Annotated in this window: 21 protein-coding genes and 1 tRNA gene; 13 read left to right on the top strand and 9 right to left on the bottom strand. The window is 51.4% G+C overall.

What is annotated here, in order from left to right:
* Positions 1-87: 87 nt before the first annotated feature.
* The 5 genes from ACQ4N7_RS13870 (at position 88) to ACQ4N7_RS13850 (ending at position 3,071) form a co-directional block, all read left to right on the top strand.
* The gene (locus ACQ4N7_RS13870) at positions 88-276 is read left to right on the top strand and encodes a hypothetical protein (protein ID WP_430712098.1); all 189 of its coding nucleotides are present in this window, start codon (positions 88-90) and stop codon (positions 274-276) included.
* 46 nt (positions 277-322) lie between these two features.
* A complete protein-coding gene (locus ACQ4N7_RS13865) occupies positions 323-883 on the top strand; it encodes a PLD nuclease N-terminal domain-containing protein (RefSeq protein ID WP_430712097.1) in 561 nt (186 codons plus the stop codon).
* An 81-nt stretch (positions 884-964) separates the two neighbouring features.
* Entirely contained in the window at positions 965-1,231 is a 267-nt protein-coding gene (locus ACQ4N7_RS13860; RefSeq protein WP_430712096.1) for a hypothetical protein, read from the top strand.
* Positions 1,232-1,248: 17 nt separating this feature from the next.
* A complete protein-coding gene (locus ACQ4N7_RS13855) occupies positions 1,249-2,142 on the top strand; it encodes a helix-turn-helix domain-containing protein (protein ID WP_430712095.1) in 894 nt (297 codons plus the stop codon).
* A gap of 164 nt (positions 2,143-2,306) precedes the next feature.
* Entirely contained in the window at positions 2,307-3,071 is a 765-nt protein-coding gene (locus ACQ4N7_RS13850; protein ID WP_430712094.1) for a dienelactone hydrolase family protein, read from the top strand.
* A gap of 155 nt (positions 3,072-3,226) precedes the next feature.
* Here ACQ4N7_RS13850 and ACQ4N7_RS13845 read toward each other — a convergent pair.
* From ACQ4N7_RS13845 to ACQ4N7_RS13830, 4 genes are all read right to left on the bottom strand, one after another.
* Positions 3,227-3,349: transfer RNA gene (locus ACQ4N7_RS13845), tRNA-Ser, on the bottom strand.
* A gap of 103 nt (positions 3,350-3,452) precedes the next feature.
* Positions 3,453-5,378, bottom strand: a complete 1,926-nt coding sequence (locus ACQ4N7_RS13840) for an ATP-binding protein (protein ID WP_430712093.1) — start codon at positions 5,376-5,378, stop codon at positions 3,453-3,455.
* Positions 5,379-6,655: 1,277 nt separating this feature from the next.
* Positions 6,656-7,711: a hypothetical protein gene (locus tag ACQ4N7_RS13835; protein ID WP_430712092.1), complete on the bottom strand. Its 1,056-nt coding sequence runs from the start codon at positions 7,709-7,711 to the stop codon at positions 6,656-6,658.
* Positions 7,711-8,970, bottom strand: coding sequence for a DUF559 domain-containing protein (locus tag ACQ4N7_RS13830; RefSeq protein ID WP_430712091.1), 1,260 nt, complete (start codon positions 8,968-8,970; stop codon positions 7,711-7,713). Before ACQ4N7_RS13830 ends, ACQ4N7_RS13835 begins: the two co-directional genes overlap by 1 nt.
* Before the next feature lie 261 nt (positions 8,971-9,231).
* Between ACQ4N7_RS13830 and ACQ4N7_RS13825 the strand changes: the two genes are divergently transcribed.
* The 3 genes from ACQ4N7_RS13825 to ACQ4N7_RS13815 all read left to right on the top strand — a co-directional run bounded on the left by ACQ4N7_RS13825 (position 9,232) and on the right by ACQ4N7_RS13815 (position 13,537).
* Positions 9,232-9,705, top strand: coding sequence for a Fis family transcriptional regulator (locus ACQ4N7_RS13825; RefSeq protein ID WP_430712090.1), 474 nt, complete (start codon positions 9,232-9,234; stop codon positions 9,703-9,705).
* A gap of 44 nt (positions 9,706-9,749) precedes the next feature.
* Complete coding sequence (fxsT, locus tag ACQ4N7_RS13820; protein ID WP_430712089.1) at positions 9,750-12,812, top strand: FxSxx-COOH system tetratricopeptide repeat protein; 3,063 nt, start codon at positions 9,750-9,752, stop codon at positions 12,810-12,812.
* Between the two features lie 101 nt (positions 12,813-12,913).
* Positions 12,914-13,537 carry a Uma2 family endonuclease gene (locus ACQ4N7_RS13815; protein ID WP_430712088.1) on the top strand — a complete coding sequence of 208 codons (624 nt, stop codon included), beginning with the start codon at positions 12,914-12,916 and terminating at the stop codon, positions 13,535-13,537.
* Positions 13,538-13,675: 138 nt separating this feature from the next.
* Here ACQ4N7_RS13815 and ACQ4N7_RS13810 read toward each other — a convergent pair whose 3' ends face one another.
* From ACQ4N7_RS13810 to ACQ4N7_RS13800, 3 genes are all read right to left on the bottom strand, one after another.
* Positions 13,676-14,239 (bottom strand): hypothetical protein, encoded by a 564-nt coding sequence (locus ACQ4N7_RS13810; RefSeq protein WP_430712087.1) that lies wholly within the window; start codon positions 14,237-14,239, stop codon positions 13,676-13,678.
* A 120-nt stretch (positions 14,240-14,359) separates the two neighbouring features.
* The gene (locus tag ACQ4N7_RS13805) at positions 14,360-14,671 is read right to left on the bottom strand and encodes a helix-turn-helix domain-containing protein (RefSeq protein WP_430712086.1); all 312 of its coding nucleotides are present in this window, start codon (positions 14,669-14,671) and stop codon (positions 14,360-14,362) included.
* On the bottom strand, positions 14,668-15,030 hold the full coding sequence (locus ACQ4N7_RS13800; RefSeq protein ID WP_430712085.1) for a hypothetical protein: 363 nt from the start codon (positions 15,028-15,030) through the stop codon (positions 14,668-14,670). The genes ACQ4N7_RS13805 and ACQ4N7_RS13800 overlap by 4 nt, the downstream gene beginning before the upstream one ends.
* A 175-nt stretch (positions 15,031-15,205) precedes the next feature.
* Between ACQ4N7_RS13800 and ACQ4N7_RS13795 the strand changes: the two genes are divergently transcribed.
* Positions 15,206-15,367, top strand: a complete 162-nt coding sequence (locus tag ACQ4N7_RS13795) for a hypothetical protein (protein WP_430712084.1) — start codon at positions 15,206-15,208, stop codon at positions 15,365-15,367.
* 468 nt (positions 15,368-15,835) lie between these two features.
* Here ACQ4N7_RS13795 and ACQ4N7_RS13790 read toward each other — a convergent pair whose 3' ends face one another.
* Positions 15,836-17,080, bottom strand: a complete 1,245-nt coding sequence (locus ACQ4N7_RS13790; RefSeq protein ID WP_430712083.1) for a hypothetical protein — start codon at positions 17,078-17,080, stop codon at positions 15,836-15,838.
* Positions 17,081-17,275: 195 nt separating this feature from the next.
* A complete protein-coding gene (locus ACQ4N7_RS13785) occupies positions 17,276-18,343 on the bottom strand; it encodes an IS4 family transposase (protein WP_430712082.1) in 1,068 nt (355 codons plus the stop codon).
* 251 nt (positions 18,344-18,594) lie between these two features.
* Between ACQ4N7_RS13785 and ACQ4N7_RS13780 the strand changes: the two genes are divergently transcribed.
* Genes ACQ4N7_RS13780 through ACQ4N7_RS13765 form a run of 4 tightly spaced genes read left to right on the top strand, consistent with a single transcriptional unit; the run spans position 18,595 to position 22,912 of the window.
* Positions 18,595-20,793: a hypothetical protein gene (locus tag ACQ4N7_RS13780; protein ID WP_430712081.1), complete on the top strand. Its 2,199-nt coding sequence runs from the start codon at positions 18,595-18,597 to the stop codon at positions 20,791-20,793.
* A 19-nt stretch (positions 20,794-20,812) separates the two neighbouring features.
* A complete protein-coding gene (locus ACQ4N7_RS13775) occupies positions 20,813-21,796 on the top strand; it encodes a hypothetical protein (RefSeq protein ID WP_430712080.1) in 984 nt (327 codons plus the stop codon).
* A 16-nt stretch (positions 21,797-21,812) separates the two neighbouring features.
* Entirely contained in the window at positions 21,813-22,727 is a 915-nt protein-coding gene (locus ACQ4N7_RS13770; RefSeq protein WP_430712079.1) for a hypothetical protein, read from the top strand.
* Positions 22,724-22,912, top strand: a complete 189-nt coding sequence (locus tag ACQ4N7_RS13765) for a hypothetical protein (RefSeq protein WP_430712078.1) — start codon at positions 22,724-22,726, stop codon at positions 22,910-22,912. The genes ACQ4N7_RS13770 and ACQ4N7_RS13765 overlap by 4 nt, the downstream gene beginning before the upstream one ends.
* Positions 22,913-23,062 lie beyond the last annotated feature (150 nt).

Here is a 23,062-nt window from a genome sequence, read left to right as displayed (position 1 = left end):
GCGCACGGACTCATCAAGTCCTACAAGAAGCGATTGAATCTGCTTATTCTCAAGTCACTTTAAAGGATATTCGCAGCTGGTTCACAAATGACTGTTACTGTACCTCATCCGAATGAGAACCGCTATAGTTCCAGCTTTTTCTCATTTGGCAGCAGCAAAGGTAAAACCGATTCACCCAACTGGATAGAGTTGCGCGATCGTTGGGAATATTCCCATGTTGCCCGTGCTGGATTGGGATGCTTGAGTCTAGTCGCGCTGGTGATTGCCATTGCCTAACTAGAGTAACCATGAGAAAAATTATCGACCCCGCCTTGACTGCAAAATGAGAGAGTTAAAAGCCAATTCCACCCGCAATATCGGCAGCAATAAGCAAGCTAAACGTTTGACTCAGTTCTTGTTTTTGGGTATTTTGTCAGCCACTTTTTTGGTTGCCTCGTGTGACCAAAAAATTGAGAATAAAGCCTGGAGTCAGGAGCAGTTTATGCAGGCTGTTAAGCAAGGCCAAATAGAGTCTGCTTCTATTAATATGGATCGCACCCAAGCAACTGCTACTAACAAGCAAGGCGAGCAAATTTTAGTCGACATCTCCCCTAGCGATCCAAGTCTGGCCGATTTTTTGATTCAAAACCAGGTCAGTGTTTTTATCGATTCATATGATTCAGTTTTATATCCATTCGACTTAGCCTGGTTTCTAGTGCCTGGCGCTATTGCTCTGGCTGGTTTCGCATTCTGGATCTGGATGCTGGTTGACTGTGCAACCCAAGAATCGAATAGTGGTAACACCAAGGTTGTTTGGATTTTGATTATATTGTTTGCAAATGGTATTGGTGCTCTTATCTATTTCTTTTTCCGACGTCCTCAACGACGACAGCTTGGTGAATAAAGACTACTCATTCAGCAAAGAATCGCTCTATTTTTTGAAGAATGGTATTTTGACCATTGAACCTCAGCAGAGCAGTCTGGAATGTACAGGACTATAGCGACCAACGAAGGTGACGCCATCTCATTTCCTCGCGGCGAGCGCATTGCCCATCAGTTTTACAACCACACCAACGAGACAGTCGATATTTTGATGATGGGCGAGAATCTCCCCTATGATGCTTGCTACTACCCTGATTCTGATAAATGGCTGTCGCGGTCTATCCCTGGGGTTGGCAAGTTCGAAGTCACTGACTACTGGACCGATGAGCCCGATATTCCAGTTATGAAACAATCTCCTTCATCTGAATAGTGCAAAGGATGGTGCGCGTGTCAGAGTCTATTACTGTGCTCAATCACCGAGAGGCTAACCCAGCTGAAGGGCTGCTGCCTCGACCAGCGGTGTTGTCTAGCACGGGGTGGGACGGCATTCACCTGGAGCTATACCAACAGCCCAGGTTTGCTACGGCGGAGCATCAGCATACCCTGCACGCGATCGCGATCGGTCTCCCCAATGCGGCTGCCAACCCCACGGGCTACCGCTGGCTCGACGGCCAGCGCCAGCGGGAAGAACGCCCAGACGGCCTCGCCATCATTCCGGCTGGCGTTTCTCACCGCTGTAGTTGGGACAGCGAAGCCCAGTTCATGGTGCTGGCGCTAGAACCGGCTTTGCTTCAGCAGGTGGGGCAAGATTGGGTAAACCCCGATCGCATTCAGCTCGTGCCGCAGTTTATGGATACGGCAGACAGCTTTATTCAAAACCTGGTCTTAACGCTGCAGGCGGAAGTGGTATCGGCAGGGCTGGGCAGTTCTTTGCTGGTGGATGCGTTGAAAACCGCGCTAGCCATTCATCTGCTGCGTGGCTACTGCGAGACTCAGCCCCGACTCTCCAGCACTGCCAGCGGGCTTTCCAAAACGAAGCGAAATCAGGTCAAGGAGTATATTGATGCCAATCTGCATCAAGACTTAAAACTGGTGGAATTAGCGGCGATCGCCCAAATCAGTCCGGCCTACTTTGCCCGCCTATTTAAGCAAAGCGAAGGGATTTCACCCCATCAATACATTTTGCAGCGGCGGGTAGAACAGGCACAGGCTCTGCTGTGCCACAGTGAACTCAGCCTGGCAGACATTGCCGTCAGGGTCGGCTTTTGCGATCAGAGCCATCTGACCCGGTGCTTCAATCGCTTAGTAGGTGTCACTCCAACCCAGTTTCGTCAACGCTAATAAATCTCATGCAAGTCCAGAAATGGAGTTCTGCCGGTAGAAAAACCACCGATTCCAAACTGGACTTGGTATCGCAGGAATATCCCAAAGATGGTTGGTTTTGTTCTATCCGCTGGCCCAGTCCAATTTCTAGGCTGACAGCAGGTTTTGTGAGAGAAACAACCATGCCTGTTGAACCTGCCGAAGTGGTCATCACCACCCCCGATGGCCAGATGCCCGCCTTTTTTTGCCGACCAGCCGAAGGCGATTCTCCTTTGGAGAGGCTGCGCCAACGCTCTTCAGAGTCGGTCTTTGACCAACGCCTGCCCGCTGTCTTGCTTTTAATGGAAGCCTTTGGCCTGACCCATCACATTCGCGATATTGCCCTGCGCCTGGCCCAGGAGGGCTATGCGGTGCTGGCTCCCAACCTGTACTACCGGGAGGGCGAGGACATTACCTTTGGCTATGACGAGGTCGATCAGGCGATGGCCACCATGTATCGCCTGGATTTTGGCCAGCCCGTTGAGCAGGATCTGAAGGCCGCGATCGCCTATCTCAAAGCTTTGCCCAAAGTAGATGCTAAACGCATCGGCGTGACCGGATTTTGCCTGGGGGGTGGCCTCACCTTTCTGTCCGCCTGCCGCTTTTCCGCAGAGATTGCCGCCGCTGCCCCCTTCTACGGCATGGTGCTAGACGAGTGGATCGAGGCCGTGAACGATATTACTGTGCCGATGCTGCTGGTCTTTGGCGGGCAAGATCCGTTCATTGGGCGCGATCGCATTCAGCAGATCGAGACCCGCTTTCAGCAGCTCGGCAAACCCCATACGCTGACGCTTTACCCCGAAGCCACCCACGGCTTCTTTTGCCATGAGCGAGAGTCTTACCACGCCGCTGCGGCCATCGATGCATGGCACAAGTTAACGCTGTTTCTTCAGACTGAGCTGTGTTGACTGCTGGTATGTGGAGGGGGAAAAGAAGGTCGTTTTGAGAGACGCCGAATCCCGGAATTGCGACATCAATTCCAGAACGATGTCAAATAGCTCCGGAATGGACGACACTAACGTGTTAGCGACGACAGCTAAACCGTTACTCGACAACAAAAGAATCGGGATGGCGGGATTCGAACCCACGGCCCCTTCGTCCCGAACGAAGTTCAGAAAATCTTCTAGCCCTTTCTGCCCTTCGATTATAGCGGTTCTCAATAAATCGTCCTACCAATTTCCTACCGCAACCGGCCCAAAGGTATGCCTGGCAAAGGGGATGAACGACACTTCTTTCGGGACTGCTCCCGAAAGCGGATTCTAGGATCGCATCGCGTGTCGGTTAGCTATCTACTGATTTACAGAACTGGCCGCCAGAGCTTGCACCATTTCCAGCGGTACCTGTTCAGCCCGAATCAATGACAGGTTTGCCTTCAAGCTGGTAACCTCCCCGGCACGGATTGCGAAAAACTCGCCGACCTGTTGGTTGGCCAACTTACTGGTCACGTCGGTCTTGGCTTCGCTGAGCATGGGCTTCAGCTTGTTGAGAGCAGTGTTTTCCTTCACCTTGCCGACAAACCAGGAGGAAATTTGATCTCGACACTTGTAGTCCAAGTCGCCGGGGCTTTGGGTAGCTAGCAAAATGCCCAGTCCGGCGGAACGGGCTCGCTTCAGCAGGCTTTCCATGGGCTCTTTGGTTGAGGGTTTGCCCTGGGCGGGCAGATACAGATCGGCCTCGTCGAACAACACCACCGCCTGGAGCGGGCCCGAGGGATGCCGCTGGGCATAGCGGTTGAGGTTGAGCAAAAACTGTGATACCCAAAATAAAATGTTGGCGTTATCGCCCAGGCTGCCCAGGTTAATCACCGATAAGCGGGTCTTCTGGGGATGAGACGAGGCCAACAGCTGCTCGGTGGAGAGTTGTTCGCACTGAGGATTGAAGAGGTGCCCGGCCATCAAGCTAAGGGTCTGGAGGTCTTCCGCCAGCTTTTTGCAGTGCTTCGGGTCTAACACCCCGATCGCATTGACCAGCAGCGGATCCTGCTCGGCGATAAATGAAATCAGCCGGTCGATGCTCAGGGGATTGTCGGTCTGGAGCGTGCTGAGCACGGCGATCGCCTGCCCCAAAACCGCCATCCGGGTTTTGTCCAGCCCCGATGACTTGTAGCCCATGATGCCCCCCAGGGCGGCAGCGCAGTAGTTGGCCAGTTGCTGCCGCTCAGCGCTAGACAGTTGCCCCAGGCCCGGTGGGGTGATGGCAATGCTCAGCGGTCGCCCGACGTTGCCCAGAGTGCCGGGGGTGTAGACCGCGACATCGATGTGGTCGCGCAGCAGTTGCCGGTAGGCCATCAGCCGAGGATCGTCGGTGGGCTTTTCCCAAGCCTCAGGGTTGGCGTAGCTGCACAGATCGCCTTTGCGATCGAGCAAAATAGCGGGCACGCCCCGCAGCAGCAGTTGTTCGATCAAGGTCAGGGCCAGGGTGGTTTTGCCGCTGCCCGATCCCCCCAAAAACGCGGCGTGGCGCACCAGCGATTCCCGAGGCAGATCAACCGGGGTTGGCACTGTGGCGCGTGTTTGGCCTAGAGGGATGGCTGACGCTGGCTCAGGTAAGGTTGGTTCAGCCCCAGAATCAGGGAAGGGTTTTGTCTCGTCTTTAGGAGCATCATCTCCAGTGGTTTGTTCTCCAGGCTTTGAGGCTAGCGGCTGAGGGATTGGTTGGGTTGGCTGAGGTTGGCTGCCGGAGGCAGAACTGGCAGGTAACTTCAGGTTGGCCAGATCCAAGATGCGCTGGAGGGAGGGTAATTGTGACAGGGGTTTTTCGGTCTGGAGCCAGGCGGGATAGTCGGGGCGATCGCCGTACTGCTGCTCGAAGCTTTGAATCGCCAGCATGGTGCGCCAGTCAGAATCAGCTACCTGGGCGCGACGGCCACCCTGACTGAGAAAGTCGCCAATCTGCTGGGCAATCTTTGTTTGAGGATTGCTAGGGAATTCGGTGGTACGCAGGGCTACGGGGATGTGGGCTCCAGCATTTTGCTGAAGCTCCCGAATTTGCTTGGCTAGAGAACCACCCCTGGCAGGTTTTTGACACAGCCTCAGTAGTAAAGAGTCTTGGGTGGCATTCGGCTCCAGGTGCAGATTGACAGTCAGGTAATCCCCATCGATCTGGGGGGTAAATTGGCAGCCATGGCCCAGCTCTTGCCCACAGCGCTGAATGCTATGGCCCATGAGGTAGAGCAGATCGCGATCATCTTCAGAAGGTTCAAAGCTCCCAGCCAAGTGATCATTCCAATACTGACTCAGCTCCGATGAGGAAGGCGGATCAACGATGGGTGAATCTACCTCAACAAGTGGTACTTGCCCCGTTGTAATGCTTTTCTCTCGCTGTTGATTGCATGCTTCTAGGACACGTCGAGTCGGTAGTCCGGCTAGTTTATCTATAGTTTCTGGAGGAAAGGGGTAGATAGACCCATCTCGTATTTCGTTAGGAACACTTGCCAAGTCGTAAAGATACCCTAGACGCTGTGTAATAATTGCCTTCACTTCGTCAGCCGTCCTAAGAGCCTTAAGTTTAACTGGAGCAGGATCTGACTCCAATCGGGCAAGCAGGCTTTTCCACAAATTTAATTTCAACTCGGAGTAGAAATCCTCTAAGCATGAGAGAACAACCACTACATTAGGAATTTCTGCTAGCGATACGATGGTTTGGACAGTCCGCTGAAATCGTTGCCCTGACTCCGTCATCGTGTAAATATCTTCAAGTTGATCAAAGCAGATAACAAATGCACCTTTTGTCACAGCTTGGATCAGAACTGCTAACGACTGAAGCATCCGTAGTGGATCGTCCTCGCGATCACGCGACGTCATACCACCTAGTGCCTTACTGTCGTAAGGAGCGAGTGGTTCGCATCGTAGCAATTTAAGCACTTTAGCTGTGATGGCAGCTTGACCTGGTTGTAAATAAAGGAGTGCTCGGACTAGGTCAATATCGACGCCCTTAAAACGATCTAAGGCAATAACACGATCAGCAATTGGATAGATCAGCTCTACTAATTCTTCTTGAGAAAGATCATCCTCCCGAAGCAAGGCTAACTCATTGGCTGTCACAGCCTCTGAATCTTCTGCGAGTGCATTCGATAGATAGATTAACCCAGTCGTCTCGCCAAATGGTGTGTGATAGGGCTTATCAAAGGAATCAATTGTATTTCTTAGCACATATTGAGCATAGTTTGATACAGCAGATGTCATTTGCATATAGCTGAAAAACCCTTTCTGCTGTTCATGAGTTTGATTACGAAAAACTCTCATCAAGTGAGTCTTTCCCGCCCCTGCCTCTCCTAGCAGCAACAAAATTCTTCCTAAGTGATCTGATGCATCGCTACCAACCCAGTTCAGCAAGCGTTCAAAGAGTGATCGTGCTTCTTCATGAATTGTCTCAACATCATAGGGGTCAGGATGCCAAATCTGATTCTGGTGAACGATGTGATGAAAAATACTTAACCCTTGTTCAGAGCAAAAAGCCGCTAGTCTTAGGTCTGTAGTCATAGCTCTTTAAATCAATCAATACGAATAAGATGAAATGTTGTGTTTAGATAAGAGACTTCCGATAAAGTCTCATCTTCGGCATGCAAGATATGGGGAGAGTCGGCTCGGCTCAAGGTAAGTTTTCGCTGCTTGTTCAGAGAAATCAAACGCTGTTTGAAGTCTGCCAGGGTAAGCGTTAGGTCTGGGTGCTGTTGCTGTAAGGTTGCCCAAACCCGAGAGATGAATACTTTGGAATCTCCTAACCGGCCTTCTTGTGTCGTTTTGGCCGCGTTGAGGGTAAGCTCAGCGAACGCTTCATCTGACAAGGGGGCTGGGGTGTTAGTGGTGGGGGTGTCGGTTTTTGGGGATGGCGACGCGGCGCTGGTCACGGCCTGACGCAAAATCGCGGTGCGCAGTTCATCGGGGGTGGTGCGCTTGGCCTGGGCGACCTTGGCCACCAGCTGCGACAGCGCTTTGTCCCAGGGCAGAGGCTTGGGGGTTTGCAGCAAATCATTCAGTAGGGCAGCCATAACGGTGCCCTGGTTAAACGCCTGCTGTCGCAGGTTGGGGAGCTGGGTCTGGAGGTGTTCAGCGGTTTGAGGGTGACATAGGTGCTGCCACAGCAGGGCATTGCGCGCCTGGGTGAGCGTGCCAAAGGGGGCAACAGGCAGAGCAAAGCCCTGCTGAAGGATGGCCGCTCGCAGTCCGTCGGCTTCCCCTAGCCGCTTACGGGTTTCGGTGGAAAGGGCGGGCAGGTTGAGGGCATGGGCGATCCAGTCGGTATTCTTCAGGGTTTTCCACTGGAGTCGGGGGGGTAGGGTCTTGAGGTTGAGGGCGTCGAGAATGTGCTGACGTCCACTGTCGCTCAGTTGGTGGCGGGACGAGCTGACCGGCTGGGTGTAGCCTTGCTCGCTGAGGCTGGTCAAAGTAGTTTCGATTTGCTCGGTATAGGCGGTGTTGGATAGCTCACTACCGGCGATCGCCTTGAGGGCCGCCTTCAACTCGCTGACCGTCATACCCTTCTTATCGGCAAAGAGTAGGCGACTCAACAGCAGGTCTGTCAAGGGAATGGGTTGCAGTGAAAGCATCATGCCTCCGAAGGTTGGGTGACAGAAGAAGAGCGGGTCGCGAGGGCCTGGTCAACGGCATCGAGAATACCTTCGAGATCGCTGACTACATCTTCTGAGAGGAAGCGCAGCACCAGAAACCCCTGCTGCTGCAAAAGCCGATCTTTGCGGCGATCGCGGCGGTAGTTGTCGAGGCATTGAAAGTGATAGTGCCCGTCCAGTTCGATCACTATTTTGGCCGCGCCATCGAGAAAGTCCACCTCCATGGGGCGATCGCCAAAGTTGATGTCCAGCCGCGCATTCACCTGAAATCGCCCCGTGGTCGTCGGTTTGGCCTCTAGATACTGAAACAAAAACCACTCCGCCTGGCTGCGATAAACGTCAGCCGCCTCTTCGGTCTTGGGCTGGTGAGCTGGGTCAAGAAGAGTCAGCGCCGTATCTAACACGTCTGGGGTAGTGCCGTGGGTTTCGACTAGGTGCAGCAGAGGCTGAAGCTGCTCGTCATCCAGGTTGCGATCGCTCAATCGCTGCTTAAGGTTGCCCAGTTCAGGCAAGGGGACATCGATCAGGCCACCACGCAGCATGGCCTTGGCTCTCGATTCGGGCAGTTCGTTTAGCAAGTACTGAACCTGGGCCACGGTTAGCGCCAGGGCTACCGGAATCTGCGGCACCGCCTCTACCAACTGGGCGAGGGCGGTGAGGGCGACAGCTGCCCGATTATCCTCGGGCAGCAGCACCAACAACCCCGGCACCGCCGACGGTAGAAATAGCCGCGCTACAGCAGCAAAACTGGCTAGCACCGTAGAGGAGTCCGCCAGCGCCAGGGGCTTAGTTTGTGGCTCTGAGCTGGGGAAGTCAGGGAGCCAGTCGAGGATAGATCGCAGCCGCTCTGCATCCTGCGAGAGGGGCGCTAGCTGCTGCCAAAATAGCTGACGCTGGTAGTCGCTGGTATGGGCTAACCAGGCGGTCAGTTCTGTTTCGGAGCGATGGGCCAGGACAGCGACGTTTCGCAGAATCCGCGATCGCAGTTCATCATGCTGCGCCAATGCGGTGAGCCAGGTTTCTAGGAGGGTGGCGATGGACGTGTAAACCCCCACGCCCGTCGATCGCCCAGTCTGTTCCAACCACTGGGTCCACAGCTGACGGGCCGCAATGGCTTTTCCCTGTAGAACCGACAGCGTTGGAATGGCCTGACACCGTTGGGACTGATGTAGGGCGAGGCGGGCGATTCGCGAAGCAATCCCTGCGGGAATCGCGGTTGATTGCGGTTCAATGGCCAAAACGTAGGAACACCCTTGCACGGTCAATTCAATGCTAGCCAGGGTTCATCCGGCTCATCCCAAGATAGCTCTGCTTAACCAAAGCTCAATCGGTGTGTGAAGGGGATGTTGTAAAGGTTTTCAGGGGCGGGGCTCAGGACTGCAAACCCTGGGACGGCGACTTCGTTACCTCCCGTCAAGTGGGTGTAAACGCGAACTTGGGCTAAAACTGAGATGGTCACAGCTGCCTATAGCTTCGCTCGCTTTTGGAGGATTGCCCCGATGGTTGAACCGTTGTCTCTGTTGGCTGGAGCCATCACCACCTACGTTGTCCCCAAGGCATTGGAAAAAGTGGGCGAGAAGGTGGGGGAGGCGGCCTTGGCAAAAAGTGGTGCGGCTATCCAGGCGACGCGCAAGGCGGTGCAGGACAAGTTGACGGCAACCCAGACGGCGGGTGTGCTGGCGATCGCCGAAGCCGAACCCACCGACACCAACCTGAAGCTGCTAGAAACCGTGCTGCTGACCCAAATGCAGCAAGATCAGCTGTTTGCCGAGCAACTGCAAGCGCTAAATCAACAAATCCAGGCGCAGTCGCCTGGCCTGCAAGCGGTGCTGGACACAGTGCGGGTCAGGGGCAATGTGGAAGTGGGCAATGTTGAGCAGGTGAGTGAAACAGGGGTGGCTGAGCAAATCGTGGGTCGCAATCTGGGGGTGGGTGGCGATCTAAAAATTGGCGATATCACCCAGAAGCAGTAAACCTGGTAACTTTCGACTTTTGACTGGGGTTAAGGAGTAAGAGGTTGAGCAAAAATCTACCAGTTCCAGAAGAATCGCGCCCGGATGAACCGCAGTCCGGGCCGTGGCAGGTTGAGCAAACTGTCCTCCGAGAGGTTTCTGTTGCTGGCAACTTGACGATAGGGGATGTCACCCAAACAACTCATGTTCATCTGCCGCCGCCTCCGAAGACGGAACCCAAGCGCTTCACCGTTCCCTACCTCCGCAACGAGTTCTTCACCGGACGAGACGCCGTCCTCACCCAGCTCCACGACACCCTGGGGCAAACGGGCACTGCCGCCCTCAGTCAGTCCCAGGCAATCCACGGATTGGGCGGGGTGGGCAAAACCCAAGCCGCTGTGGAATATGCCTATCGCTATTTTCAGCAACCCTTTGGCTATGACTGGGTGCTGTGGGTGAATGCCAGCAGCTTGACCATTGCCGGGAGTTTTGGTGCCATTGCCACCGACCTGGCTCTGCCCAACTATCAAGAAAACAAGCTAGACGAGAACATTGCGGCGGTAAAACGCTGGCTGTCTACAAACGATCGCTGGCTGCTGATTTTCGACAATGTGGACGATCCCGACGCCGTACAGCCTTTTCTCCCCAATGCGCCTAACGGACGGACATTGATCACCTCGCGACTATCACGATTAGAACGGCTGGGGGTGGGTCAGGCGATTCCTCTTGAAACTCTGGCTCCAGAGGATGCCCATACCTTTTTGCAGCGGCGCACCCAACGGGATACCCTCGACTCGGCAGAGCAGCAAGATCTGGAAACCCTAGCCCAGGAACTCGGCTATCTGCCCTTGGCGCTGGAGCAGGCTGCGGCCTATATCCAGACTAAAGGGGTAAGTTTTGCGATCTATTTGCGGTCTTACCAGCAGCGGCGCTTGCAGGTGCTAGAGAAAGAGCAGCCTCAGGTGGGCAACTATCCCGCGTCGGTGGCCACCACCTGGCAGATCAACTTTGAGGCGGTGCAGGCCAGCAGCCCTGCCGCTGCCGATGTGTTGCGGCTGAGTGCCTTTTTGGCACCGGATAATATTCCCTACGAGATTTTGATTCTAGGCAAAGATCATCTGGGAGAGACATTGGCAACTGCCTTAGCTGAGGTGGCAGAGGATGAGCTGATAATCCCTGAACTGCTGACGGAACTGACCCGTTATTCTCTGATTCGGTTAGAAACGGATGACCGCTACAGCATTCACCGCCTGGTGCAGGAAGTTTTGCGCGATCGCCTCACCCCCGAACAACGGCAGCAATGGCTGGATCGCGTGGTCAATGCCCTGAATGCGACGTTTCCTGATCCAGAGTTTGAGAATTGGTGGCTGTGCGATCGCCTGATAGAACAGGTGCAGGCTGTCGCCCCTCAACCAGCTACCTACACGCTTGATCTGATAAGATTATTAAATCAAACTGGCCACTTTCTGTACGAGCAAGGGCGCTACGGAGATGCTGAGCCACTTTATCAACAAAACTTGGAAGCCACGAGATCGAAGCTGGGAGCAGACGATCCCAACACCGCCGCTAGTCTGAACAATTTGGCCTTGTTGTACGACTCTCAGGGACGCTATGGGGAAGCCGAATCCCTCTACCAACAAGCCTTGCCAATCATACGATCGCAGCTTGGAGAAGACCATCCCAGCACTGCCACCAGTCTGAACAATTTAGCTTTATTGTACTGTGCTCAAGAGCGTTACGAAGAGGCCGAGCCTTTTTACCAACAAGCTTTGGAAATCCGGCGGTTGCAGCTTGGAGAAGACCATCCCGATACTGCCACCAGTCTGAACAATTTGGCTGGGTTGTACTGTGCTCAAGAGCGTTACGAAGAGGCCGAGCCTTTTTACCAACAAGCTTTGGAAATCCGGCGGTTGCAGCTTGGAGAAGACCATCCCGACACTGCCGCTAGTCTGAACAATTTGGCCGCTTTATATCGTCAGCAACAGCGCTATGAGGAGGCCGAACTCCTCTTCCAGCAAGCTTTGGAAATCTGTCAATCAAAGCTTAGAACAGACCATCCCAACACTGCCTCTAGTCTGAACAATTTGGCTGAATTATACAAGTGCCAGAGGCGTTATGGAGAGGCAGAAACCCTCTACCAACAAGCATTGTCAATTATGCGGTCACAGCTCGGCCCAGACCATCCTCACACGGCTAACAGTCTGAATGGTTTGGCTGGGTTGTACTGTGATCAAAGGCGCTACGGGGAAGCCGAACCTCTCTACCAGAAAGTCTTAGCAATCCGGCAATTGCAGCTTGGAGAAGACCATCCCGATACCGCCCAAAGTCTGAACAATTTGGCCGCTTTGTATTATTCTCAAAGGCACTACGAGGAAGCCGAACCACTCTACCAACAAGCATTGAAAATCGTGCAATCGAAGCTCGGCACAAACCACCCCCACACCGCCACCAGTCTAAATAATTTGGCCGCCTTGTACTATTCACAAGGCCGCTACAGAGAGGCCGGACCCCTCTTGCAAAAAGCATTAGAAATCATACAATTGCAGCTCGGCGCAGACCATCCCGATACCGTCCAAAGTCTGAACAATTTGGCTGATTTATATCAGTCCCAAGGGTGCTGCGAGAAAGCGGAACACCTCTACCTGCAAGCTTTGAAAATTCGCCGATCGCAGCTCGGAACTAACCATCCCCACACCGCCAACAGTTTGGGCAATTTGGCCTTGTTATATTACTCCCAAGGACGCTACAGGGAGGCAGAACCTCTCTTCCAACAAGCCCTGAAAATCCGGCGATCACAGCTTGGTGAGGCGCATCCCGACACTGTCAGCAGTTTGAACAATTTAGCCGGGTTATATCGTGCTCAAGGACGTTATGGAGAGGCTGAACCCCTCTATTTAAAAGCTTTAAAGAATCGGCAATCGCAGTTTGGCAAGGCGCATCCCGACACCGCCGGTAGTCTGAATAATTTAGCAGTTTTGTATGCCTACATGCAGCAGTTTGACCAGGCAGAAATACTAATGGCTCAGGCTCTAGATATTAGGCAACGATGCCTAGGCGATGATCATCCAGATACAGTAAATTCCCGTCAATCGTTAGCTGCCATCCAAGCTGAAAAAAGACAGGGGTGATAGTTATAATAACCTACTGGCAACTGGCTCTCGGCTAGTCGCGATAGACTGAGCAAAGTTAACGTTCGCCTATAGCACCACCAAGGGCAGCCAGAGCAACCATGGCACTCGCAAGCGATCGACCCGTACAACCGATTTCCCTGAATTTTGAGGAGTTTCTCGCTCAGTATGGCGATGATAGTCGCTACGAACTCATTGATGGAGAACTGTTTGACTTGGAACCGACAGGGCCTCATGAGCAAGTGGCGGCAACAATTGCCCGTTGGCTCAATTACGACATCGTGCAGCAAAGAGCCGATTACTTCATCCCCCATCGCTGCCTGATCAAACCCCTGGCCAACCAGACCGGGTTTCGCCCCGATGTAATCGTCCTAGACCGCGCCGCCCTCCCCCAAGAGCCGCTGTGGGCTAGCCAACCCGTGGTCACCCTCGGCAGCACCGTCAAATTTGTGGCGGAGGTTGTCAGCAGCAACTGGCAAAACGACTACGCCCGCAAACTCGAAGACTACGCCCTGCTGGGCATTCCAGAATACTGGATTGCCGACTACCAGGGGCTCGGCGGCGAATTCTTCATTGGTCGGCCTAAACAACCCACATTAACTGTCTGTACCCTGAACTCAGAGGGGCGTTACGACCGGCAACTGCTGCGCGGCGATCAGCGCATTACCTCTTCTGTCTTTCCCAACTTGAACCTGACAGCCCAAGCCATCCTCGGGGTTGGATGAGATTAATCCCCAGCCGTTATGGGTGAATACCCCATTCAGCGTCACCCTCTTGACCGAACAACCATTCCACATCGCCCACTGTTTCACCCGTGACTCCAATACGCAACTGTGATGCAAACGCGATACTTCCCTCAGCTCTCAAGCAAACACCTCCCCTTGCCCCTCGTGAGTGAAGCTGGGAACAGATGGAGCTGGATCAAACATAACGGTGTACTGAGCCGAGGGGCTCAGCCGCCGCATGGCTTTCAAATGGGCATCAGCATCATTGCGACGCCGAAACCGGGCTACGGTGCGCCGCTGCATATGGGGGAGGAATTGAACAACGCACCAGGGATGAAGCAGCTGGTTATAGGCTGTAGGAGAGTCCACCTCGTAAGCAGCGGATGAAGAGAACTGCTGGCTCTCCAAAGGGTGAGTCTCCTGCTCGTTGACAGCATCCCTTGGGTAAGACTGCCCGCTATCTCCGGCACTGGCAGCGATGGGCCTCAATGCTTGCTCAATCTTGCCCAACAGCTCAGAGGCCTCCCGATCAGGGGGATGCAGTGTCCAGGCGTTGATCGGCACAGGCTGAAAAGTCAGCCGGTAGGTTTTGCTGTTTCTACAGTGAACGAGCCAAACGGACTGTCGAGGCAGCTTTTGCAGGCGGTATGAGCCTTGCCCTGGCGTTGCCAGCGCCGCTCGGATACGTTTGATATCGGCCATGATACGGTGCCCTTGGCTCATGTGACTGTCCTTCCGGATGAATCAATGTGGTGCAGTTGATGCCACCCTAGCCAGGGAAGATTTGCCAAAACAGAGCACGGTGATATTGACAATCTTGGGTTAGGTGTGCTCGTCTTCGGGCTCGGTGGAGCACAGGGCTTGCCGCAGGTCTGCCGGAATCTGGTCAAAGTTGTCGAGCAAAAAATCCATCAGGGCCAGATGGCGCAAGTCAACCGGGGTGGGGCGACGATAGCTGCGACCTTTACGAAACCAGCCCCGCACCGTTGAGACTGACCGGGAGCAGATCGCGGCCATGTCTTCCTGGCTGACCTGCCACTTGGCGTAAAACCGCTGGGGTGTCATGCCCAGTTGGCAGTAGCTGTACCGCTCGATTAAGTGCTGCTCACGGGGAGAAAGGGGGCGGGGATTCATCGGGCAGGCTCCTCATCAAGGGGTTCGAGGTCGTCTTCCCAGGCGATATCGGCTCTGACCCAGGCGGCACTGGGGGAAGCCGAATCGAGCCAGATCAGGTAGCACCACTGCCAGCGGCGGCTGTGGGGGGCGTAGCTGTAGAACCGGCCAATGACCAGGCCCCAATCGGTCGCGTTGCCGTGGGGAATCCAGCGGAGGCGATCGCCGTAGTGGAAGCGAGGCGCTTCGACATAGGGGAAGGCGGCGGGTAGGTCAGTGGTTGGTGGGAGGTGCAAGTGGCCAGGGTTGAGGTCATACCCGAAGGCTCGATGGGTGTGATGAAGCTGGCACAATCGCTGGTGTGGGAAAGGTTGAGCCATAGGGAGGGCACCTCCTGGGTGCTGGTGAAAGTCAGCCTGGCCGCCAAACAAGGCTGAGGCGACTTGACTAGCAAATATGCTTATCTATATTAGCTTAATCTACTTTAATCTAGAGTAGATTACCCTTGATCGCAACGCTTCACCTAGGCTTGCTCTAGAGCTAGATAGAGTGGCTATGACTACCCAGAAGCGCCAGACCAGCATTTACCTGCCAGACCCCATGAGGGAAGCCATTCAGGCGATCGCAGACAGAGAGCAGCGATCGTTTACGTTCGTGGTTGAAATGCTGTTGAGGGAGGCTTTAGAAGCGAGGGAAGCCAGCGGGAAGAAGGGGTAGGTACCCCCGTACCCCCAGGCAGGAGTGTCAACCACACTATCAAGTGCGGTCCACGGCGGCAAAGAAAACCTTATCGCTATGATACTTCCAGAGAAATTGCCGGTAGCGCCTGTTAGAAGACCTCAACCCGTGTATTTATCCCAGCTAGAGGAGATAGAGATCCTGTGGCCTGGTGACGTGCGAATGCTGGCAGAATTTGTCCTCCGGGCTCATGATGCCAAAGATCAGCAAACCAACTTGCAAAACCTAGGGGCGCGGACGCGATCGCGCATTACGCTTCATGGCCTCGCGCTTCAGTTTGCCCAGATAGCTTGGCTTCCCAAGGAGCGAATTGAAGCTATTTTCCTGGCCCACGGCTTTAACTTAAGGTCAGTCGTCGAATTTGATTGAAGACCCAAGTGCCATTCCGTAGTCTGGCAAGGACAACGCCGATTTTCGCCCTGGTCAGCTAGGCTCCGCAAACGGTAGTTACCCCGCCGCATCCTCCATCGGCCTAAAAAACGACGCCAACCCCTCAACCGCCAAGACAACTACCTCCTCGATCGCCTCAGGGTTCAGCTCATCCCCGATCGCAGCAGCACCGGCTTCGGTCTCAAACTCGCAAATTTTGCCTCCCACGCCATAGCCCGCCTCCGCTTCCAGCACGCTGATGTGGGTAATCGGAACCAGCTGATCGACCTCGCCCGGCTCAGCGATATTCAGGGCCAGGTGACAGCCTTCGCGAAAGGTAGTTTTCGCCAGCAAGTCCTGCACCCGTTTAGGCGCACCCAAACGCCACGCCTCTGGTTCGCTGTCCTCGGCTGGATGTGCCCCCAGTAAATGCCCTTGCCCCAGAGCCTTCACAATTCTGTGAACAATCGCCGGGGTTTGTAGGTGGGGCGCGACCCAATAGGTCTCCAACTCTCGCCTGAGATCTTGCCAGAGTTTGAGCTGTCGTTGGCTCAGCCCCATGTCAAAGTAGGCTGGAGCAATGCCGACGGTTGCTTGGATTTCCTGATTTTTGAACTGCAACTCCAGAACCGCCGCATCGGGCAATTCAGGATGGGAAGAAGGCAGACTGATCAGCCAGTCGTGATCTTGAAATAGGCGATCATCCATTAGGTAACTTTCAATCAGGTCTTCCCATTGCTCGATGTCCGTTTCTTGGGGTGACTTCGGGATCCAGGGCAGAAAGTCTAGATAGGTTTTCTGGTCAATCGCCTCTTGCGCCTGAGCGCTGCACGATCGAATCAGGGCTTCAGACAGTTCACCCGGCTCACCGGCCTCTTCATAGAGAATGCTCTCAACCATGTCTACCAACGACAAGCCATGGAGACCATAGAAAAATAGGAGCACCTGCCTCCGCCAGAAGTCGCCCCATTTTGAGAGGCCAGGCTCCATAGACTCAAGCTCCTGGGTGGTTTCAATCTCCATGACAATGAGACCTTTCATGCACTCAAACGGAATCGCCCCTGCTTCGGCAAGCAGGGCATTTTGCCCACCCAGGGAAGACAACGGATCCATAATCGCGATAGCTGATTCACAGACTGCCGCTAGCTTTGCGTCGCTGGGTAGGGCATCAAACTGCTCGGTGGCATCGATACACTCAAACGGATCGTCAACGTCGATGTCGCGCAGCTCGTCGAATTTCTCAAAGAAGGCCGCTACAAGATTGGCGTACATCCACCGCTCGATTTCATTGGCATAGGGCTGCCCGTGTTTGACTGGCCACATGGTAGAAATAAAGGAGTGTTCATGCATCCGTGGCTGATCGGCCTAAAATCCTTGGTTTTTCGTTCCCAGGGCTGGGATTTACACAAAAAGCTGACCGCTCTGGAATACGCAGCTAAGCGACCTAAATCGTCCTGAATTCAATGCTCAGAGCCAATTTACTCTTCCCAACGTATTTCAAACTTTATATGTCAACCCTCAGTACAGGGACAAAAGTCGTAGCGCCTGATCAAATTCAGTGACCCGGAGAGTGAGATCGCAGAAGGTGCGACGGAGAAAGTCACAGCCATGGCGGAAGAGACTTTTGGCCGGGCGCTGATGGGCCTTGAGCGGAATGGGATGCCGCTGGTGTTGCCAGAGTCCAGTGAGCATAGCCCAACAGAACGCCAACGCCAGCAGGGCTATCAACTTGCTGAGCCGCTCAGGGTGGCAAAAGTGGGTCGATTCGAGGTTGAAGCCTCGGGTTTTGAGGGCCGCGAACAACGTCTCAATGCCCCACCTCAAGCGGTAATCTGCCAATGCACTCTGAGGGCGGTGGTCGGTCGCCACAATCAGCAGCTCACCATCGTCCAAGCGGGTAGCGACGACGTAGACGCGACGACCCCATACCCAACGTTTGCCTGACAGTACCCGCTGTTCGCCGACGTTCAGGTTGGCAAAGACTCGTTCGCCCCGCTGCCGCCGTTGGCCCGAGCGAGAGCTGATGCGGTCACTGTGGCGCAGTCTGAGGCGGAAGGGGATGGCCTTGGGCAACAGCAAGAAGCTACACCACGCTTGGCCCACAAACTCTCGGTCGCCCGTCAGGCAATGAACCTGGGCATCAGGGAAGAGACGTTCGAAGCGCTCCAGTAAGTCCATCCGCTCATCACTGCTGCTGTTGCCGCGCTTATCAAGCATCGTCCACAGCAGAGGAAAGGCCACCCCTTCGTGGACAAGGCCCAGCATCAAGATATTGAAATGCACAGTGCCGAAGCTCCAATTCGTGCGGTCTAGGCTCAACGTCCAGGGCTGGGGGATCTGACTCCAACTCACCACCGCTCGCGCAATGGCATCGAAATCTACGCTAAAGCCTCGGAAAAAGCGGGTCAGCCGCTTGTGACTGAAGGTGCTCTGAGCCCGATTGGCGAAGACTGAGGCCAGTTTGTCCAGGTTGACGGTGTCTACCCGAAATAAGGCCACCAGGAAAAGCGCTACAAAGGTCAGACGGGCTCCATGCCAGGGCAGGTGGGGTCGCAGTGCCGCTTGAATTCGGGTAATCTCGTTCATGAGGGGGTCGATGCTATGAGTGTGGTAATTCCTAGCTCACCTCCTCTCCCTTCACTTTGTCAAATGCCCATCAGCCCTAGCTTCCGGCCCTCTCCATCACTTTTGTCCTGGTACCTTGATGTCAACCTGCTCCAGATCAAGTTTAGCCAAAATTCATCATGCCTAGTTTCTTAGAGCAAAAACCTGCCAGTTAGGGCACTCTTGACTAAACTAGCCTTATATCACTACAAAAATCCTCACCACCAGATTTTATGAATAGGACTGATCAGATTAGCTCTATCTTGAATCAGCGGCGTCCTCTGGCCGAGCAAATCCAGACTATAGAAGTGAATCTTCAGAATCTAACTGCCACACTGCAATATCTGGATACACATCGCCAGTCCCTATTATCCAAATTAGGAGAGTCCCCGGCCGCTGGCTCCCTCCGCGAAATAGACTTTACAGTTGTTCAAGAAGAAATTAAGAGAGAAGTGCAAGCCTTAGACAAGCTGAAAGCAAGATTCTCGCGAAATACATTAAATATTGGGGTGGTCGGCAGGGCACGGCAGGGGAAAAGCCGATTGTTACAAAGCCTAACTGGATTAAGCTCCTCTGAAATTCCAGATGGAGATCGCCAACACTGTACAGGGGTTCGCAGTACCATCCACCATAACCCAGATGTAGAACCCTATGGAGATGTATGGTTTTATACAGATTCTTCATTCCTGGAGGATGTTATTTCTCCCTATTACGACAAGCTAAAACTTGGGGCCAAGCCTCTTAATCTAGAGACTTTTGCACGGCAACCAATTCCGCCATTACCCAAAGATTTTGAGGGAAGGGCAGTGGAGGGGGCTATGTATGAACATCTAAAGAAATACCACGCCAATTTTGATAAGTATAGCTCTTTGCTCAAAGCGCCTTCTCCCAAAAGAATTTCTAGGGAACAAATCAGGGAGTATGTAGCTCAAGATACCCCTGACGGCAAACGTATTTATTTTAATTATCTTGCTGTTAAAGAAGTTAAAATTACATGCAACTTCCCTAATGAGGATGTGGGTCAAGTTGCCCTAGTAGATATGCCGGGCTTAGGCGACACCGGAATTGGAGATACTGAGCGATTGGTTAAAACTCTCGGACAGGATGTGGACATAGTTTTATTTGTCCGGATGCCTAAGCCATCAGGCGACTATTGGGCAGATTACGATGTACACCTATACGATACTGTGCAAGGTGCTTTAGTCGATTTGCCAATTAGCTTATGGTCTTTTTTAGTGTTAAACCGCACTGCTATGGGCTCTAAGTATGGTGATAACTGGGAAAACTGTTTAGAGCTAAAGGAAAGTCTAAATGAAAAGCATATTGAGGTTGCTGGTCAACTGATTACTAACTGTGCTGATATACAAGAGACTAGTTCTCTCCTTGACTTGATTCTGAACTACATGACCGAGGGAATTCATACCTTAGATCGCAAATATGCCTCTGCATGTCAAAATCGATTATATGAACTCCATCGATCAGTTGAAATTGAACTAGCTAAGGCCCGCACAGCGCTAGGCGAATCTGGTAGTGGCGAAGACTGGTTTCCTCTATTTTTGCAGCTCTTTGAAAGTCTTTGGGATGATCTGGCTTCAGGTTTGGATGATTTGCTTGATGAGCTACGAGACCAGAAAGATTTTCCCGACATGGATTTCAAGCAAAAGGTTGATGAAGCCCTAAACGCTGGCAAGCAAGATACTGGACTCCCTTCAATAGAAGCTATTGAACTGAAACAGAAGGGCTTGGGAGGCTATCCAAATGCATACTATTCTTATATGAATGAGGTAAGAGCTCATTTATCGCAACAGTTTTTGTTAGTTGATGAAGCATTGAAGCGTGGTTTAGAGAGGGTTAAATCACAAGTAGCAAGTGTATTGATGATTCAAGGAAGGCTAAATTCCTTAGCAGAGGATGATGGAACTGAGTTTCTAAGAGTAATTACGGATCAAATCCCCAAACAACTTATTCCTAATCAAGAAAGCAAGCTAAAACATGGATTTAGTATTCTTGCAGATTTTGCTCTTTCTTACAGAGGACTTGTTCAACATCGTATTCGACAACACTTGGATGATTTAACACCAAATACTACGGAACTTCATCTTTCTCCCTCACCGACTGCTCATGAAGTCTCTGATTGCTTAACTACACTGCACTCAGAAGCTTTATATAAGTGCCGCACTGCTCTAGATGACTTACTTGCGGAACCAAGCCAAGCAGCTTTTGCGATTGTAGAGGAATTTTGTGACCGCGTGCTTCGGGCTGAAGGAGTTAAAATGGAATGGCAAATCTTTCTACAGTCTATTAGATCTGAAATCTGGAGTGATCATTTTCGAGCTCTAGATGAAAAAACGCGCACTAGGGTGGAATGGCTTAATGCAATAGAAAAATCTGCAAAAGCTAACAAGTTTGAAAATTTACAGTTTCTAAATTAAGATTTTAGGGCAGAATATAATGTCAGAGCTTCAAATAACGATGCTTGGGCCAAGTGGTGTTGGCAAGACAACTCTCTTAACCGCTATGTACGAGCAATTTGAGAGTAGCGTTGCCAACACCGACTTGCAATTAACTCCAGATGAAGATAGCTCGGCAATTTTGCAGGATACATTAATTGACTTAAAAAGTCTCTTAGATTCCTTTGAAGCTAAGGGAGGAATACAAGGTACTGAGGCGGGAGGAGGCCCAGATTCGTTAAGATCATTTACTTTTGGCCTTGGCAAGAAGGGCAAAAAGCCGTCTTTAACTCTAAGATTTAGAGACTATCCAGGGGGGTATCATGGTGCAAAATCAACACGAGAAGAAAAGGATTTTCTACGTAAGCTCATTGTGAATTCCCATGTGATTTTAATTGCAATTGATGCGCCATCCTTGATGGAGCAAAATGGGAAATATCATGAAAGAGTAAACAGGCCTCAACAAATTAAAGATTTATTTAAGGATGCTTATTCCTCCATGGATGTAAGTGAACCTAAAATGGTTATTTTTGCACCTGTAAAATGCGAAAAGTATTTAAAGAAGAAGCAAAAGAATGATTTAGAGGAAGCACTTAAATTAGGATATTCTACGTTACTTGAATTTTTTAGATCTGAAAATTTGTCGCCCTGGATTGTTAGTGTTTTAACTCCTGTTGAGACAGTTGGGAGTGTAGTTCTATCTCGCATCGAATCTGACGACAAGGGAAATCCGCACTTTTATTTTCGGAAAACTCGGCATGACGCAAAATATGAGCCTAAAGATAGTGAGCAACCATTAAGATATTTACTTAGATTTCTTCTGAAAGTTCATCTTGACTCTAGAAAATGGGGAAAGTTTAATTTTATTAGAGGTTGGCTAGGCGTAGATAAGCACTTGCAAAAAGCAGTTGATGAATTTGCAAGAGGATGCAAGACGAGCGATGGGTTTACTATTCTTCAGGGCGAAGGTTGGTTGAAAATTTAGGCTTAGGAACTTAGCAATGGAAACTATCAGAAACATTCATATCCAAACAAGAGGATATAGCCAGGAAAATGATTATCGGTGGTTTAGAGTTCAAGCTTCAGATAGGAAAAAGCCTGAATTTCCAGATATATTAACTTCTTTCAAGGATTTTAATGCTCAAGATATTATAGATTTTCAACGCCCTTCAATAATTCTATATCGCTCTGGAAAATTCCATTTCTTATTGGTTACAGCACTTGAATCTGAGCCTAATCGATTAGACTACATGAATAGGCGAATCAGAAATTCAGTTGTCTGGACTTTCAAAGACAGCGTTCATAGTCTGGAAAATGAAAAAGTGATCAGAGAGATCACTATTTTAGCGTTAAGAGGTGAACTGGACGATCTAGTTGATAAGTGTATCCAGAATTCTGAAAAAGAAGAAGATGGGTTTTATGTATCTTTTGAGAAGCTTAGTGAAATAGGTCAATCTTTTTCTTTTCGGAATTTTGTGGACAGTGATGCAAATTCAAAGAAAATGATTGGTGGCGATTCAAAATCGATAAGAGATAAGTTGTGCGATGAATTATCTCAAAGTAGACTTCCAAGGGATAATGAAGGCTTATTGATTTTGACTACTACTCTAAAAAGCAAAGAGTATCTGCAGGCTTTGCCAGTTTGGAGAGGCATATCAAGTCGATTTAGCACAAATGATGAATGGGTTGTCATATCAGACGCTAATCAAGGTGATCAAACAGTTGCCCCTCAAAAAAAAAAGACCCCACTCATTGCTCTTTGCATCCTAATACTCCTAACTCTTACTCTAATTTTAGGAATGTATCTTCGAATCATTCCTCCGAACCTAGAGAAAGATCTTCCAGGCCAGGAGGAAAACGCAGAACAGACTCAAATATTCAATCCTCAGAGGATGGAAATATCTATGAATCAATGAACGATCGAATTGATGATTTGATTAACTCTGTTCCTAGCCCCGCAGTAAGAGGGCTTTTCCCTTCTGCCAAGAAAATTATCCATATTGCTTTGGAAATAGCGATTAAAAACAATCGAATCAATCAAGCTGAAAAGGAAAAAGCTGAAGAAATTTTAGAGCGTATTAGTCGTACTTTTGAGGAGTAGACTAATTCATTAGTTTTTAATTTTAAGACATATATCGTTCCTGAATTTGGGATTGTAAATAGTTTTTTGGCTCTTTCGTCTTAAGGGCAGAGTTGATTCATTGTAGGAAATGAAAAATCTAGTTAACCTAGTTGGCAAGTTCTTGTAAAG

Origin of the sequence: Nodosilinea sp. AN01ver1, from assembly GCF_050565655.1 — a bacterium.
Taxonomy (GTDB): domain Bacteria; phylum Cyanobacteriota; class Cyanobacteriia; order Phormidesmidales; family Phormidesmidaceae; genus Nodosilinea.
This window is presented reverse-complemented; position numbering and strand designations above follow the sequence as displayed.